Annotated in this window: 13 protein-coding genes and 2 tRNA genes; 11 read left to right on the forward strand and 4 right to left on the reverse strand. The window is 40.3% G+C overall.

What is annotated here, in order from left to right:
• Genes ACTJJH_RS13935 through ACTJJH_RS13950 form a run of 4 tightly spaced genes read left to right on the forward strand, consistent with a single transcriptional unit; the run spans nt 1 to nt 7,693 of the window.
• Nucleotides 1-3,747, forward strand: coding sequence for an outer membrane lipoprotein-sorting protein (locus tag ACTJJH_RS13935; protein WP_440601309.1), 3,747 nt, complete (start codon nt 1-3; stop codon nt 3,745-3,747).
• On the forward strand, nt 3,744-5,018 hold the full coding sequence (locus ACTJJH_RS13940; RefSeq protein ID WP_130625802.1) for a DUF1302 family protein: 1,275 nt from the start codon (nt 3,744-3,746) through the stop codon (nt 5,016-5,018). The genes ACTJJH_RS13935 and ACTJJH_RS13940 overlap by 4 nt, the downstream gene beginning before the upstream one ends.
• 55 nt (nt 5,019-5,073) lie before the next feature.
• On the forward strand, nt 5,074-6,939 hold the full coding sequence (locus ACTJJH_RS13945) for an alpha/beta fold hydrolase (RefSeq protein WP_130625803.1): 1,866 nt from the start codon (nt 5,074-5,076) through the stop codon (nt 6,937-6,939).
• Complete coding sequence (locus ACTJJH_RS13950; protein WP_311082236.1) at nt 6,932-7,693, forward strand: 4'-phosphopantetheinyl transferase family protein; 762 nt, start codon at nt 6,932-6,934, stop codon at nt 7,691-7,693. The genes ACTJJH_RS13945 and ACTJJH_RS13950 overlap by 8 nt, the downstream gene beginning before the upstream one ends.
• Nucleotides 7,694-7,856: 163 nt before the next feature.
• Here the strand turns inward: ACTJJH_RS13950 and ACTJJH_RS13955 are convergent.
• Both ACTJJH_RS13955 and ACTJJH_RS13960 read right to left on the reverse strand, forming a co-directional pair.
• Nucleotides 7,857-7,932 (reverse strand) — tRNA-Gly (locus tag ACTJJH_RS13955).
• A 45-nt stretch (nt 7,933-7,977) separates the two neighbouring features.
• Nucleotides 7,978-8,053 (reverse strand) — tRNA-Gly (locus ACTJJH_RS13960).
• A gap of 230 nt (nt 8,054-8,283) precedes the next feature.
• Between ACTJJH_RS13960 and ACTJJH_RS13965 the strand changes: the two genes are divergently transcribed.
• The 5 genes from ACTJJH_RS13965 (at nt 8,284) to ACTJJH_RS13985 (ending at nt 11,117) form a co-directional block, all read left to right on the forward strand.
• On the forward strand, nt 8,284-8,592 hold the full coding sequence (locus ACTJJH_RS13965; RefSeq protein WP_032038538.1) for a BolA family protein: 309 nt from the start codon (nt 8,284-8,286) through the stop codon (nt 8,590-8,592).
• Nucleotides 8,593-8,603: 11 nt separating this feature from the next.
• Nucleotides 8,604-8,996 (forward strand): SirB2 family protein, encoded by a 393-nt coding sequence (locus ACTJJH_RS13970; RefSeq protein ID WP_005071964.1) that lies wholly within the window; start codon nt 8,604-8,606, stop codon nt 8,994-8,996.
• 76 nt (nt 8,997-9,072) lie between these two features.
• Nucleotides 9,073-9,915 carry a ParA family protein gene (locus ACTJJH_RS13975; protein ID WP_005071966.1) on the forward strand — a complete coding sequence of 281 codons (843 nt, stop codon included), beginning with the start codon at nt 9,073-9,075 and terminating at the stop codon, nt 9,913-9,915.
• A 10-nt stretch (nt 9,916-9,925) separates the two neighbouring features.
• Nucleotides 9,926-10,312, forward strand: coding sequence for a hypothetical protein (locus ACTJJH_RS13980; RefSeq protein WP_002114091.1), 387 nt, complete (start codon nt 9,926-9,928; stop codon nt 10,310-10,312).
• 214 nt (nt 10,313-10,526) lie between these two features.
• On the forward strand, nt 10,527-11,117 hold the full coding sequence (locus tag ACTJJH_RS13985) for a LysE family translocator (RefSeq protein ID WP_017399730.1): 591 nt from the start codon (nt 10,527-10,529) through the stop codon (nt 11,115-11,117).
• Nucleotides 11,118-11,125: 8 nt separating this feature from the next.
• Here the strand turns inward: ACTJJH_RS13985 and ACTJJH_RS13990 are convergent, their stop codons facing one another.
• Nucleotides 11,126-11,767 carry a DedA family protein gene (locus ACTJJH_RS13990; RefSeq protein ID WP_005071971.1) on the reverse strand — a complete coding sequence of 214 codons (642 nt, stop codon included), beginning with the start codon at nt 11,765-11,767 and terminating at the stop codon, nt 11,126-11,128.
• Between the two features lie 194 nt (nt 11,768-11,961).
• Here ACTJJH_RS13990 and ACTJJH_RS13995 point away from each other — a divergent pair, with 194 nt between their 5' ends.
• The gene (locus ACTJJH_RS13995) at nt 11,962-12,399 is read left to right on the forward strand and encodes a DoxX family protein (protein ID WP_039766215.1); all 438 of its coding nucleotides are present in this window, start codon (nt 11,962-11,964) and stop codon (nt 12,397-12,399) included.
• Nucleotides 12,400-12,463: 64 nt separating this feature from the next.
• Here ACTJJH_RS13995 and ACTJJH_RS14000 read toward each other — a convergent pair whose 3' ends face one another.
• Complete coding sequence (locus ACTJJH_RS14000; RefSeq protein WP_014208114.1) at nt 12,464-13,681, reverse strand: DUF445 domain-containing protein; 1,218 nt, start codon at nt 13,679-13,681, stop codon at nt 12,464-12,466.
• A gap of 385 nt (nt 13,682-14,066) precedes the next feature.
• Between ACTJJH_RS14000 and guaA the strand changes: the two genes are divergently transcribed.
• Complete coding sequence (gene guaA / locus ACTJJH_RS14005) at nt 14,067-15,635, forward strand: glutamine-hydrolyzing GMP synthase (RefSeq protein WP_002114136.1); 1,569 nt, start codon at nt 14,067-14,069, stop codon at nt 15,633-15,635.
• Nucleotides 15,636-15,690 lie beyond the last annotated feature (55 nt).

Here is a 15,690-nt window from a genome sequence, read left to right on the forward strand (position 1 = left end):
ATGGTGACCATAGAACATGCTTTCCTTATACCGGCCGAGATTGATAAGGTTTTTAAATATCTTGCAAACCCGGGCAATGATGCAAGCTGGCAATTGTCATGTAAGCATTCAGAGCTACTAGACACAACTCCGCGAGTGGGCAGCAAGTATGAACTCAATTTGAGCTTTGCTAGTCGTGAGTTGGCCTTTAAAGGTGAAATTACACATCTGGTACCGAACGAATTGTATGCCTTCCAAGTGCTAGAAGGACCGTTTTATTACAAAGGTACTTATCGCTTCAAACCGCATCCAGAAGGTACATGGATTGAGTGGTTGTTTGAGGCAGAGCCGGGCGGCTTTTTTGGTGTATTTCCTAATGCACTGCTAAAAAAAATGGTTCTTGCCCAGTTCAAGAAAGATCTTGCTAATCTTCAGGCGCTGGCTCAGAAGGGCGGAACCTATGAGGCAGTGAGTACGCAAATGCAAGAGATTGAAGAGCCATCGGTAGAGGTCGAAAAAACATCGGAGAAGATTGAAGAACCATCGCCAGAGATCAAAAAACCATTGCAGGAGATCAAAGAATCATCGCAAGAGATCGAAAAACCACTTCAAAAGACTCATCTAGTGATGGAGCAATATGCGCGATGGATTCTCAGACATCGCCGTATTGTACTGACAGTGGTCATGCTCTTGACGATTGCTTTGGCATATCTTGCATCTGGCGTAAAAATTATTATTGATCCAGGTGCACTTGCACCGAATGGGCATCCTTATATCACCTCGACCAAGCTGATCGAAAAAAAATTCGGCTCCAAGTATATGGTCGTGATCGGTATTACACCGAAGCAAGGTGATATTTATCAGCCGCAAGTGTTGGAAAAAGTCAAACGTATTACCGAAGAAGTGGACAACGCCCCCGGCGTTGTTCGATCAACTATGATGAGTTTGGCTGCACGTCAAGCGAAAGGGATCATGGCTAATTCGGAAGGGTTTGATGCCAAAAAATTATTGCCGACCAGTTCAGTCACTCAGGATGATATCGATCAACTGAAAAAAGTGTTGGCAATGAATCCAACTTATATGAATTCAGTGGTGTCTAAAGATCAAAGAACTGCTGCGATTTTGCTTGAGCTTGAGGAAAGTCCAGAGGGCTTCCAGAAGATGATGGCTCCAATCAACAAAATTGTAGAAAGCGAACAATCTAAAGATATGACGCTCAGTGTCGGCGGTAATCCTGTCTATCTAGATAAAGCTGAAGATTACTCTAAGCGTATCAATATCTTGTTCCCGATTGCCGTACTGGTGATTGGATTGTTGCACTTTGAAGCATTCCGCAGTAAGCAGGGTTTGATTCTGCCACTCGTTACAGCTTTGCTTGCTGTGGCATGGGGTATGGGCATGATGGGGCTGTTCAAACAGCCGATGGATATCTTCAACTCACCTACGCCAATTCTGATTTTAGCTATTGCAGCAGGGCACGCCGTGCAGTTGCTCAAACGCTACTATGAAGATTTTGATCGTCTGATTGCTCAAGGGATGCAACCTAAAGCTGCCAATAGCGAAGCTGTGGTGCAGTCTTTAGTTCGTGTTGGTCCAGTTATGGTGCTGGCTGGTGGAATTGCGGCGGCTGGATTCTTCTCTCTATTGACCTTCAATATTCCAACTATTCGTTCATTCGGTATTTTTACTGGAATCGGGATCATCAGTACGCTGATCATTGAGATGACTTTTATTCCAGCACTACGCTCAATGTTGCCACCGCCTTCGGTTACGAAGGTCAAACGCAAAGGGCTACCGATCTGGGATTGGATTCCAAATCGTATTGGCGATGCCATTTTGTCAGTTCGTCCACGAATGATATTAATGACTGTGATTGCGGCAATTGGTGTTTTTCTTGCGATCGGCACGAGCCGTATTGTGGTAGATAACGATAGTCGGAATTTCTTCTCACGTGATCTACCGATGCAGCAGGATGACAGGTTCTTAAATCAGTCACTTGGTGGCACAAACAGCCTTTATATTATGGTCGATACGAAGGTTCGTGACGGTATTGAAAACCCAGAGATCCTAAAAGCGATTGATAATACAGAGAAGTTCGCGAATTCAATTCCAGAGGTTGGTAAAACAATCTCTATTGTGGACTATATCAAAAGAATGAATCAGGCAATGAATGCCGATCAGCCACAGGCATTTCAGGTTCCTGCAACCAAAGATGTTGTTGCTCAATATCTGCTGTTGTATTCAATGTCTGGTGAGCCGACTGATTTTGAATCCTACATTGATACTACTCAGCGCTATGCCAAGATCACGATTCTTATGAAAACGGGCAGCAACCACCGTATCAAAGAAATCCTTGAGTCGCTAAAAACGTATATGGCGGCTCAATTGGGTGACAAGGCTGTAGTGAGTTTTGGTGGTGACGTAACGCAAACCATTGCTTTGACTGAGACAATGGTTCACGGTAAGCTTATGAACATTCTACAAATTTCATTTGCCGTATTCTTTATTTCAGCACTGGTCTTCCGTTCGATTTCAGCTGGACTGATTGTTCTGACACCACTTTTGTTCTCAATTCTTGCCATCTTTGGTGTGATGGGCTGGCTCGACATTCCGCTCAATATTCCAAATTCCCTTATCTCGGCCATGGCTGTAGGTATTGGTGCTGATTATGCAATTTATTTCCTCTATCGTTTGCGTGAAATCTTGCGCGAAGAAGGGGGAGATATCAAAGATGCTATTCGTAAAACATTAAGTACTGCTGGTAAGGCTTCTCTTTTTGTCGCGACTGCGGTCGCTGGCGGGTATGGCGTATTGTCGTTGTCGCAAGGCTTCCACGTACATCAATGGCTGGCGATGTTTATTGTGATTGCGATGCTATTCAGTGTGTTTGCAACCTTAATTATGGTACCTACAATGATTCTAATATTAAAACCTCGTTTCATCTTTTCCTCAAATAAGAAAAGCATCCCCGTTGCACAAACTGTTGTGACAAGCCTTTTGTTAGGTACTGCGCTCACCTTTCCATTACCTAAAACATCTCATGCAGATGAAGTTCAAGATATTGTTAATCGTAGTGATGATGCCTCTAAATTCTTGACTTCAAGTGCTAGTGCCAAATTTATTTTGACTTCTAAAAATGGCGAGCAACGTGTGCGCTTGACTAAAAATATGACCAAGCTTGCTGGAAATACTCAGAACAATATGCGTTTGACCGAGTTTATCTCGCCTGCAGATGTACAGGGAACCACGACGTTATTGATTGAGAACTCAAAAGGCAGTGATAGCATGTTTGTCTATTTGCCTGCATTGAAAAAAGTACGCCGTCTTGCATCAGCGAATAAGGGTGATGCTTTTATTGGTACGGACTTTAGTTATGGTGATGTACTTGGCTATAAGTTAAGTGACTGGAAGTACACCAAACTTGCAGATGGCAAATTTAATGGCAAAGATTGCTATATGATCGAAGCAACGCCAATCAATAATACGGTGAAGAGTGACTTTGGTTATAGCAAACGTCGCATGTGCATACTCAAAGACAACTTTGTTACAGCAACCATCGATATATGGGACACAGCAGGCAAACCGTTAAAGCATATTGAGTTCACGGATATCCGTCCTTACGGCAAAGTGAAACCAAGATGGCAAGCCATGAAATCTATGGCGAAGAATCTGCAAACTCAGCATATGACACAAGTGATCGTCAATGATTTTGTCGCAGAAAAAACCTTATCGGATAAGCTTTTCTCACCTCAGAGTCTTGAAAAATGACGCAAGGTGCCTATTGGGTATTTGCATGCTGCAGTAGCTTTATGCTACTGCAGCATGCTTATGCAGATGACAGCGAAATGAGTTTTGTGAGCCAGAACTCAGCCAGACTCGATGTCTGGTCATCAGATCGTGATCTAAGTTCGTTAAAAAACATTGGGCAAGCAAGTTTCTGGTCCAATGGTACGCTCAAGTTTAACCCTGAGTTTAAGATCCATTACGACATAAATATTGGAGACGAAACGGACCATACTGTAAACCCAGATCAGGTGAGTAAGGTGAATCGCAACTTACGTGAGTTGTACGCCTCTTACAACTGGGATCAGACGTTCTATCTTGATGTTGGCCGCCAGATTGTCGTCTGGGGGAGAGCTGATGGGATTAATCCAACAGATAATATATCACCCCGTGACTATACGCGCCTAGTGCCCGATGAGACAGATCAACGTCTTGGAAATGATACAATTAAATTGACATATATTCCTGAATCAGGAACCAATAAATGGACAGCATTGTGGTATCCGCGTAGTCGTTCAGATGTGATTCCATTGCGTCAGATTTCTGGTGTCCAGTATGAAATAGATAAGAAGAGCCGTCCTGCATTTGCAATGCGCTGGGATTATTCTGTAGATGGTCTAGATGTGGGTGCATCGTATTTCTCAGGTTTGGACCACATGCCCGATCTGTCAATTATTTCTGCATCTCCAACAGGGGAGGCAACATTGCAGCTGAAAAATAATTCTATGTCCGTCTATGGATTTGATTTCAGTTATAACCATAACGATATCGTATGGCGCGGTGAAGCTGCCTATACAAAAACTGACTCGAATGGTAGTGAAGATCTTACGCACAAAAAAAATAATCTGACCGTGGTCATGGGTCCAGAATTAGCATTGAAGAATTCCACCGTGAGTTTAGTAGGTGTCTATAAACATACGGAGGACTTAAGATCTGCCGATAGTCTAACAAATCCATTATTGAGAGAAGTTTACCGTTATCAGCAAACCATCAGTAACCAATATGAGCGTGATCAATATGGAGCTATGCTGCGCTATGCACTTAACCTCCTGAATGACAATCTAAAGTTAGAAGTAACAGGTTTCTATTTTGCACCAGAGCCCAATGAGATGCTGAGAGTTCGTATTAATTACAACCTTAATGATCACTGGCAATTGAATGCAGGTGGTGATCGGTTCTGGGGCAGAAATGATACGGTGTTAGGACAATTTAGAGATAACAGTCTGGTGTATGCCCAGGTTCGATATAACTTTTAAGATAATTCGCTCCAAAAACAATGCTGGAGTTTGCAGTCCCTAATTAAGGTGATTTATGAATAATTTAAATAATGCAAAAAAAGATAATTTTTCACGGAAGACCATATTAGTAACAGGTGCAGCAGGTTTTATTGGCAGCAGATTGATCGTTGAACTTCTACGAGAAGGTCATCAGGTGATTGCTGCACTACGCAATGCGGCAACTAAGAAAGACAAGCTATTAGGTTTCATTGCAACACAAGGGCTGACAGATCCATCTATTTCTTTTGTTGAGTATGATTTAAGTCATGACTTTAAGTTGGACTCTCTACTAACGGATGCTCAAAAAAAGATCCATGTTGTTTATCATCTTGCAGCATCATTTAATTGGGGCATTAGCAAAGCTGAAGCTCAGCGTACGAATGTTAAATCAGGACTTGCTCTAATTGAATGGGCTGCGACATTGAAGCAGCTTGAGCGATTTATCTGGATTGGTGGATATCGTGTCGCTACTCCGCCGCAAGAGTCTGCTGATGATTTGTATTATAAATATGGTGGTTACGAAGCTTCGAAAATTTTAGGGCATCAAGCTTTTATTGAGACATGTAAGCGTTTAAATGTGCCATGGACCGCAATAAATCCGGCGACAGTCATTGATGGTTTTTATACTTATGGCGATATGCAATATATTGGTATTGCCGAAATGATTGATAAGTTATATCAAGGACGTCTGCTGGCGCTGCCTGGTGGGAGTGATACATTCCTACCACTCTGCAATATGCAATATATCGTGAGCTTTCTCATCCGAACGATATCTTTTCCTGAGACCATTGCTCAGGAGTATGTATTACTTGATCCTGCGACACCTAAATGTCATCATCTAGTTAACCTAGCTGCTGAGCACTTAGGGGTTATCGCACCACATTTGCAAATACCTAAAGTTCTGCTCGAGAAATTACCTGAGGTATTGCTGGGTGGCTCAAAAGAGCAGCTCGCTTTCATTTCTAATGAAAACTATCATGTCGCTGAGACAGAAAAGATGGCTGTTAAGATGGGTATCGCAGACCTAATCAATACCAGTCCTTATTTTTCTCGTTGGATTGATCGTCTGGTGCTTACACGTTTTGGTCGTATGCAAGCACCAACACCTAGCTGTTTCAGCTATCAGAATCGATATTGGACAGAAATCTACACTAAACAACCAGTTGGTTCAGAAAAATCTTCTGCATTGTTTTTACACGGCATTCCATTCGATAGCACATGTTGGTTCCCAATAATTAATAAAATCACCTATGATCAGGTTGCTATGATGGACCTACCTGGACTTGGGCGTTCAGGTAGTTATGGGGTGATGGAAGATAACAATCATCAGTTTATTGATAATGCTGCAAAGCTTTTAGCACCAAATAGTGTTGTTATTGCTCACTCGTTAGGATGTTTATTTGCATTGAGTCTTGCACAGAAATATCCAAATAAAGTTGCACGTCTTATCCTTATATCTCCTTATTTCGTGCAGGCACAGGCCGCAAAAATACTTCAAATACAAACGATCTCTAATCTAATTTTCCGTTTTGTATCGAAAGATAAGATTGCTAAAAATCTGCATCCAGATGGGCAAAAAAATCTATCTGTTGGTTATGCGATGGATTCATTACGCCGAGTGTCGGTAGCCAAGCATATTAGTGAGTATATGCATCGTATTAGTTTGCCTCAGCAGAGAGTATCTCAAACAGCTTTGTTAAACGAACTTGGCTCTAAAGTTGAAATCATTGTTGGAGAGAAGGACCCAATTGTTACTACAATAAGTCCTAATATCCCTGTACATATCATTGCTGGCGCAGGCCATAATCCGCACGTTACTCATGTAGAAGCGGTTTATGATTATCTCACACCAGTTCTAACTAAATACATCAGCACCACAGTACAGCTCAGTGATGTCTGATATTTCCAAAGTACAGGTTTATGTCTGCCCAGTTTCACGGGTGCCACAAAACCATCTCATATTGAGTCATTATCTCAGCTTTCTCAATGCGGCAGAAAAGTTGAGATATGATCAATATCATCCTCATGCTGCACGTCTTTTCTTAATTTCTCGTGTCTTAACGAAGTCTGTTTTAGCAGATAAGTTAGGTATTTCACCCCATGAGGTCAACATTCAATTACAACCTAACGGCAAACCTTTTATACAAGGCAATAAAGCTGTTTATTTCAATCTTAGTCATTCAGCAGACGTTATTGTTCTTGCGGTGACTGAAGAAGGGGAAATAGGAGTCGATGTTGAACGGGTGGACCGTGAGTTCGATTGGATGCGTGTCGATAGCGTGTTAGCGCCAAGTGAAATTGAATGGATTCAGGAAAATGAAAGGATTGATCCATCCACTGTATATCAACGGTTTTTTCAAATATGGACCTTAAAAGAATCCTATATTAAATGTACTGGCGAAGGAATGAGTCGTCATTTAAAGAAGCTCAACTTTCATGTGTTAGCTGAACATATAGATTTTCTCGATTCAACTCGTGATATTCAAAAGGCAGAAGAATATTATTTCCAAAGCTATGTCTATGATCATAACTTTATCTTTTCGATCTGTTTACAACAAAGATGTAGTCTAGAGCGCTTTAACTTGGATTGTTTTCAATTAGTACCATGTATATCTACGCATCGCATAACGCCAGTACCGTGCAAATATAACTAGATTAACTCGATACAATTAGTGGTTTAAAAATCTGAGTCTATTAATGAAACACTCGGGCTTGAGTCGAGCTATTCTCAAAATATGTTGTGAATCGATAGAACGTAAAATCATGGATCGATAAAAAGAAAAAAGCCCCAGTCTTTCGACTAGGGCCTTTTAAATTTGGAGCGGGAAACGAGACTCGAACTCGCGACCCCAACCTTGGCAAGGTTATGCTCTACCAACTGAGCTATTCCCGCATATATAAGCAGTTTTTACTAAAACTTTCTCAAAAAAAACCAATTTGGAGCGGGAAACGAGACTCGAACTCGCGACCCCAACCTTGGCAAGGTTATGCTCTACCAACTGAGCTATTCCCGCGTGCCGCTTATAATACATTAAGCAAAACAAGGGTCAACAACTTTATGCAAATAATTATGCTGATTGCATAAAATAAAAACAGAAATGAGTATTTAGCGGTATTTTTATTGTTAAGTTGCCGAATAAATAGACATTTTGTTTGAAGTCAAAGCATACAAGAGCAACTTTTGTTTGTGTGTAGACAGGGTATACTAGTTTCAAATATACGAATAATCGTAAAAGGAAAAGCTATGAGCCTTGAACAACAGTTGATTGAACGGTTACAAACACTTGCACCTAGCCATTTGGAAGTGCTCAATGAGTCTGCCGGGCACGGTGGTTATTTTCCAGGTAAGGAATCTCATTTTAAAGTGATTATAGTGAGCGACGAATTTAATGGATTGCGTTTAGTTCAACGTCATCAAAAAGTATACGCGTTAGCTTCTGATTTGATGAATCCAGGCCAAATTCATGCTTTAGCGATTCATGCTTATTTGCCAAGTGAGTGGCAAGGTCAAGCTCCTGCTAGCCCAGAATGTGCACATGCACCTAAAAGCTAAGGGTTAATTTCATGGATGCACATTTACTCACTAAAATTATTCATATGACTGCGGTAGCTGCTGCACTTATGGTCTTTGTTTTACGCGCTTCAACTCTGTTTATAGGTGTTCAAGGTGAACAACCCAATCCAGCAGGGCGTAAAGTATTAGTTGCCTTACAACATTTGTCATTTACCGTGGTTTTCATTACGGGTGCAATTTTGTTAGTCATGAAAGACTTTCAAGTACAACCGTGGTTTTACGCTAAAATTATTCTATTTTTAGTGTTGTTATCTTCCCTGATGAAAGCCTTTAAAAAAGATGACACTCTTTTGTTGGCACAGCGTCGTGCAGGTTTGGTCATTAGTGCGATTGCATTTATTGCTATTATTATCTTAGTGATTGTGAAACCTGTTTTTGCTTAATTGTTCTACATTCTTTGCCTTTTTGATTAAGCTCTAGGTTAAACTGCGTACAGTAAAATAATATGCAGAGGGAAACATGTTAACTCGTGTGGTGTTTAACCAAAAAGGCGGTGTAGGGAAATCAAGTATTACTGTAAATTTGGCTGCAATTAGTGCCAAACATGGCTTAAGAACATTGGTGATCGATCTTGATCCTCAAGCCAATTCTAGTCAGTATCTTTTAGGTGACGAAGCAACCTATTCTGCTGAAAAATCAATTTTAGAGCCAAATATCGAAAATTTCTTTGATGATGTGTTGGGCAACAATCAACAAAAGGGTTTAATCGGTAACGCATTAGGTTCAATTTTAAAAGCTCCAAGAAATAAAGATCTCGACAGTTTTGTTCATTCAACTCCTTTTGCAAAATTAGATGTGCTTCCAGCAAGTCCTACACTTGGCGCGCTTGAACATGCGCTTGAAAGTAAACATAAAATTTATAAATTGCGTGACTCTATTCAAAACTTAGTTGGGCGATATGACCGTATCTATATAGACACACCACCAGCGTTTAACTTTTTTACTCTCTCTGCTCTGATTGCGGCAGATAAAGTACTCATTCCTTTCGACTGTGATGTTTTTTCAAAGCGTGCGTTACAAACATTGATTGAAAATGTTCTCGAAACGCAAGATGATCATAATGATCGCTTGGAAATTGAAGGAATTGTGGTGAATCAATTCCAATCCCAAGCAAAATTACCTCGGGAAGTGGTTCAGCAGTTAAAAGATGAAGGGTTGCCTGTACTCAATAGCATGTTACCGCCTTCGATTTTGATGAAAGAATCGCATCAGAAAAATTTACCTTTGGCCCATTTAGCACCCGAACATAAATTGACTCAAGCTTATGAGACATTGTTTGGTGAGATTGAGCCAAAACGATAAGAGAAAAATGATGAAAGGCTTATATATTGCGCCTTTAGTGGCAGCCACTTTACTCCTTGGCGCTTGTGCTACAACGGTAAAACCGACTTATGTGTCTCCGACACAATATCAATCTTTGAGCTGCCAACAGCTTCAAAGTGAATATAACCGTATTCAGCAATATATCGACAATGGCGTGCAAACTCCAAAAAGTACAGGTATGGGTGTTGGCCTTGGACTCGGTGGTGGCTGGGGACGAGGTGGTTGGGGATTCGGTCCATCTATTTCTGTAAACATGGGACAGTCTTCTTCAACGAAAAATACCGAACTTTCACGTGTTTTAGGCCAACAAGAAGCAATTGTTCAGGCTGCCCAGTTCAAGAATTGTCCAATTATTGTCCGTAAAAAGACCAATTAATAGTCAACTTTGCATCACAATATGCTAATTAAGGCATGTTGTGATGAATAAAGTTTAGCAAAATGTTTCATAATAAAATTAATATAAATAAGTGGTTTATCAATTTTTAAGCTTCTAAAATTCTGTATTTTCTGTAATCAAAAAGCCTCATAAACTTGCTATATTTTGCCTGTTTCGTTTAAGGTGGCCCCATCTTGGATATTATGGAAACTTTATGATTGAGAGTTGGTTTTTTGTATTGGCAATGTTGGCTGTTTTGCTCATTCCTGGGCCGACAAATGCTTTACTTGCAACCGCTGCTCATTCTCAAGGTTTATCTAAAGCGTTTTGGCTTATTCCTATGGAATGGTTAGGCTATGCCTACGGTATTAGCTTTTGGGCTGTGTTTATTCATTTGGCAGCACCAGTTTGGCCGGCGTTATTGCTCATTTTACATATTACAAGTGTGGCGTATGTGTTCTGGATGGCATTCCGATTATGGAAAACCACCCATTTACAACAATTTAGTCAAACTCACCGTAACATTCGCCCACGTCAATTATTCTTCTCAACCTTAAAAAATCCGAAATCTTTACTTTTTGCTGCAGGTATTTTCCCTGCCGAAACATGGAATTCGCCTGAAAATTGTCTAATGGTATTTGGTGTTTTTACATTGACGCTCATTCCAGCTGCGAGTTTCTGGATGATTTTTGGACGTGCACTATTAACGGGCCCAGTACAAAAAATAAAAGCCGATCATTTATATAAAGGATCGGCTATGTTGCTTATTTTATGTATGCTTCCAGTGGTATTCCGTTTCTTCTAAATTAAGCCTTAAGCATTGGTTTTACGGCTTTTTAGCTTTTCACGTATAAAGCCGATGATGCCTGGTAAAACACTAATAATAATGATGCCAAAAATAAGATGAGTGAAGTTATCTTTAACGATTGGCATATTTCCAAATAGATAGCCCAACGCCACAAAAGAAGCGACCCAACAAAATGCCCCAATCACATTATAAGTTAAGAAAAACTTATAGTTCATGCTGCCAGCACCCGCAACAAAAGGGGCAAAAGTACGGGCAAATGGAACAAAGCGAGCAAAAATAATTGTTTTGCCACCATGACGAGCAAAGAATTCTTGAGTTTTAATTAAATGCTGCTTATTAATGAATCGTGAATTCATTTCAAATACACGTGGACCGATAAAACGACCAATATGGTAGTTCACTGTATCGCCTAAAACGGCAGCAATGAAGAGTAGAGCACCCAATAACCATGGATCCATCGCACCTGTAGATGCTGCTAAAGCACCAGCTGCAAATAGTAAACTATCTCCTGGTAAAAACGGCATAACCACTAAACCGGTTTCGACAAAGATAATTAAAAATAAAATGCCATAAATCCACGTCCCGTAATTTGTAATAAACTCGGCGAGATGTTGATCAACGTGTAGAATAAAATCAAGAAGTTCCATGAGATGATTAAGTGGTAAACCGTGCTCAAATCCTAGCAGTGACCCTATAGAAAGTCAGTATAAAACATCAAAAATATACAAATTGATCATCCTGTTTGTGCAACGATATATATGGATTTTGAGTATTTAATTATCAATGTCCCAAACCTAGAATGAGCTCATCAATAAATAAGCATTTAAATAAAGGTGGCAAAATGTTTAATCCAAATGTAGTGGTCAAAAATATCGTAACGCAATCAGGCGCGGACAGTTTTATTAGCCTTATTGCTCGTCTTCTTATGGCTTATATCTTCCTTGTTGCTGGTTGGGGGAAAATTACTGGTTATGCAGCAACTGCAGGATATATGGAAGCAATGGGTGTACCAGGTGGGATTCTTCCTTTAGTGATCTTGGTTGAGTTTGGTGGTGGTTTAGCCTTGTTATTTGGTTTCCAAGCACGCTTTGCAGCTTTCGGTCTTGGTATCTTTAGTATTTTAACTGCATTCTTGTTCCACCAAGGTGGGGCTGACGCAGCAGCACAATACAATAATGGCATCCATTTTATGAAAAACTTAGCAATGGCAGGTGGTTTATTCTTCCTAATGCTTCATGGTGCTGGCCGTATTAGTCTGGATCATGTAATCGAAAAATAAGATATAAGACAAAAGAAAACCGGATGAGCAATTCATCCGGTTTTTTATTTCTTTATTTTAAAAATTAAAGCATAAATTGGATTTGCAATTCCCCAACCACGAAACCAAGAACTGCGCCGACTGCAATCAAGGCCCACTCATCTTCTTTAAATGCAGGACGTAACATCCCTTCAAATTCAGAAGGTGTTAATTTTTGCATACGCTCAATGAGTGTGCTACGAATATTCATTGCATCTTCTGCATAAGACTCTACATATTTCATCGTCTCTGGAAGCTGTTGCATAATACGTTCAGCAACTTGTGATTTCATATTCTGATATTTTTCTCCGCCAATTGCATATACAACTAACGGACGAATAACCCCAGCTTGCATATCAATTTCTTGTTTGACATGGCGGTTAACCAGATCAATAACACGCGCAGAATGTGTACCCGAAAATAACTCTTCCATCATGTGACGTGAAGTTAAAAGCTGTTTAGAAATTAAAGCTGCATAGTCAGCTGCAACTTCATTTTGACGTTTAATAAACAGACCTTGCCATGTGTAACCCAATATCTTTTTAGGATAAAGTGGTCTAAACATCATTTGCAGTGCAATCCAGTCACTAAAGAAACCCACAAAGCCACCAAACAAAGGTAGCATCCAAGGATATTTTCCTTGAGTGACAATCCAGCACAGCATCTGAATCACACCGATACCGAAGCCAAATACGAAACCTACATTACTGAAAAATTTAAATTCTTGTTTCCCTACACGTTTAAAAATATTGTTGAGCAAACGTTTATCTTTAAGCAAGTTGCTGATAACAAGATGTTTAATATCAAAGTATCGATTCACATCACGTTGTACTTCGCTCATGATGTGTTCAACAATTTCGGGTGCTTTGGATTGCACACGACGGATGAGTCTTTGGCGAGCAAATTCTGGCATGCCTTCCCATAAACCGGGCTGATACTCTTGAGCAACGTCACGGGTAATATCTTCAGCCGCTGCAAGTAGAGGTTTTTCTATTTCTTTGGCAATACGTTTAGGATCTAGGCGTGCAAAAATTTCTTCAGGTTTAATCAGCTTTGCTGTCATGAGCTCAACAGCAATGGTTGCCATTTTCTCTGCTTTGCGAGGCACAATGCCTTGCCAACCCAAAAATGGTTTAATACCTTTAAATTCAAGTGGTGAAAACATCATCTGGATGGCAACCACCTTGGTGATATAGCCAATTAAACCACTCATAAAAGGAATAGAGACATACAACCAAAAATGTTGCTGGAAATCTGCAATCATAGTTTGAAGCATTGTTGTTCCTTAGATTTCTATTGATTTTGATAGGGGGCAACAAGCCATAAAAATGGATAATTGTTTAAGCACAGACAAATATCGCTTATGGTATTTACCTTTCCATGGTAATGCCTGTTTTATCGGCTCATCTTAACATCAAATCCAAGACGATGTTGCATAGAATGTGATGAATTTATCAATACACATGGAGTTTTTAAGCGTAACCCATACAGTTGATAAATATAAGTAAATTTTGATTTATATCAAACAATCCAATTATAGAAATGATTCTGATATGAAAAAAATAAGATATATGATGATTTGCGGTGCGCCGAAGCGCGAAAAATGTTAAAATGGCGCGCTTAATTCTTTTGCCATTTAGTGGTTTGTCATGACTACCAATACTCAAATTACTGAAGATCGTATCCTGATTCTGGATTTCGGCTCTCAATATAGTCAGCTCATTGCACGTCGTGTACGTGAAGCTGGTGTTTACTCTGAAATGTATGCTTTTGATATGTCTGAAGAAGACATTCGTGCTTTTAAGCCAAATGGCATTATTTTGTCAGGTGGACCTGAGAGTGTGCATGAAGAAGGCAGCCCTCGTGCACCACAAGTAGTGTTTGAGTTAGGTGTTCCAGTATTGGGTATTTGCTATGGCTTGCAAACCATGTCTGAACAGTTAGGCGGTAAAGTTGAGCCGGGTACTGTACATGAGTTTGGTTATGCCGAAGTTGATATCGTTAAACGCGACCAACTGATTGGTAACTTACAAGACCGTGAAAACCAACTTCATGTTTGGATGAGTCATGGTGACAAAGTTAGCCAGATTCCAGAAGGCTTTACCATTACTGCAAGCACACCAAGCTGTCCAGTTGCTGCTGTAAGTGATGAAGCGCGTCGTTTCTATGGCGTGCAATTCCACCCAGAAGTAACACACACGGCAAAAGGTGAAGAGTTACTTGCAAACTTCGTTCATAAAATTTGTGGATGTGGTGGCCTTTGGACACCTGAACACATCATCGATTTACGTGTAGAACAATTACGTGAACAAATCGGTAATGAAAAAGTTCTTTTAGGTCTTTCTGGTGGTGTTGACTCATCTGTAGTTGCTGCGCTTTTACACAAAGCAATTGGCGACCAGTTAACATGCGTATTCGTTGATAATGGTTTACTTCGTTTAAACGAAGGCGATCAAGTGATGCAAATGTTTGCTGAAAACATGGGTATCCGTGTTATTCGTGCAGATGCTGAACAACGTTTCTTAACTGCATTGGCTGGTGAAGTTGATCCAGAGAAAAAACGTAAAATCATTGGTCGTGAATTCATTGAGGTATTTGCTGAAGAAGCACGTAAACTTGATGGCGTGAAATTCTTGGCACAAGGTACGATTTACCCAGACGTAATCGAATCTGCTGCAAGCAAACAAGGTAAAGCACACGTAATTAAATCACACCACAACGTGGGTGGTTTACCAGAAGATTTAGCATTTGAATTGGTAGAGCCTTTACGTGACTTGTTCAAAGACGAAGTTCGTAAGTTAGGTACTACACTTGGTTTGCCACATAGCATGATTTACCGTCATCCATTCCCGGGCCCTGGTTTAGGTGTTCGTATTTTGGGTGAAGTGAAGAAAGAATATGCTGATATTCTTCGTCTTGCTGATGACATCTTCATGCAAGAGCTTCGTGACAGCGGTTGGTATGATAAAACTGCTCAAGCGTTTGCCGTATTCCAACCTGTTAAGTCAGTTGGTGTAGTAGGTGATGGTCGTCGTTATGCATGGGTAATTGCGCTTCGTGCAGTTGAAACGGTTGACTTTATGACAGCTCGTTTTGCACATTTACCATACGAATTGGTTGATAAAATCTCAACGCGTATTATGAATGAAATTAAAGATGTATCACGTGTTGTATACGACGTGTCATCTAAACCACCAGCAACGATTGAGTGGGAATAATTTTCCTCTAGTTGTTGTTAAAAAAGGACGCATTAGCGTCCTTTTTTATTACTTA

It is taken from the genome of Acinetobacter sp. 22301, from assembly GCF_052045285.1.
Classification (GTDB): Bacteria; Pseudomonadota; Gammaproteobacteria; order Pseudomonadales; family Moraxellaceae; genus Acinetobacter; species Acinetobacter pittii.

Excerpts from the sequence above, each read along its gene's own strand:
- ACTJJH_RS13995 (WP_039766215.1), top strand. The coding sequence starts at position 11,962 with ATGTTTAATCCAAATGTAGTGGTCAAAAATATCGTAACGCAATCAGGC.
- guaA (WP_002114136.1), top strand. The coding sequence starts at position 14,067 with ATGACTACCAATACTCAAATTACTGAAGATCGTATCCTGATTCTGGAT.
- ACTJJH_RS13950 (WP_311082236.1), top strand. The coding sequence starts at position 6,932 with ATGTCTGATATTTCCAAAGTACAGGTTTATGTCTGCCCAGTTTCACGG.
- ACTJJH_RS14000 (WP_014208114.1), bottom strand. The coding sequence starts at position 13,681 with ATGATTGCAGATTTCCAGCAACATTTTTGGTTGTATGTCTCTATTCCT.
- ACTJJH_RS13980 (WP_002114091.1), top strand. The coding sequence starts at position 9,926 with ATGAAAGGCTTATATATTGCGCCTTTAGTGGCAGCCACTTTACTCCTT.
- ACTJJH_RS13975 (WP_005071966.1), top strand. The coding sequence starts at position 9,073 with ATGTTAACTCGTGTGGTGTTTAACCAAAAAGGCGGTGTAGGGAAATCA.
- ACTJJH_RS13990 (WP_005071971.1), bottom strand. The coding sequence starts at position 11,767 with ATGGAACTTCTTGATTTTATTCTACACGTTGATCAACATCTCGCCGAG.
- ACTJJH_RS13935 (WP_440601309.1), top strand. The coding sequence starts at position 1 with ATGGTGACCATAGAACATGCTTTCCTTATACCGGCCGAGATTGATAAG.
- ACTJJH_RS13985 (WP_017399730.1), top strand. The coding sequence starts at position 10,527 with ATGATTGAGAGTTGGTTTTTTGTATTGGCAATGTTGGCTGTTTTGCTC.
- ACTJJH_RS13940 (WP_130625802.1), top strand. The coding sequence starts at position 3,744 with ATGACGCAAGGTGCCTATTGGGTATTTGCATGCTGCAGTAGCTTTATG.
- ACTJJH_RS13970 (WP_005071964.1), top strand. The coding sequence starts at position 8,604 with ATGGATGCACATTTACTCACTAAAATTATTCATATGACTGCGGTAGCT.
- ACTJJH_RS13945 (WP_130625803.1), top strand. The coding sequence starts at position 5,074 with ATGAATAATTTAAATAATGCAAAAAAAGATAATTTTTCACGGAAGACC.
- ACTJJH_RS13965 (WP_032038538.1), top strand. The coding sequence starts at position 8,284 with ATGAGCCTTGAACAACAGTTGATTGAACGGTTACAAACACTTGCACCT.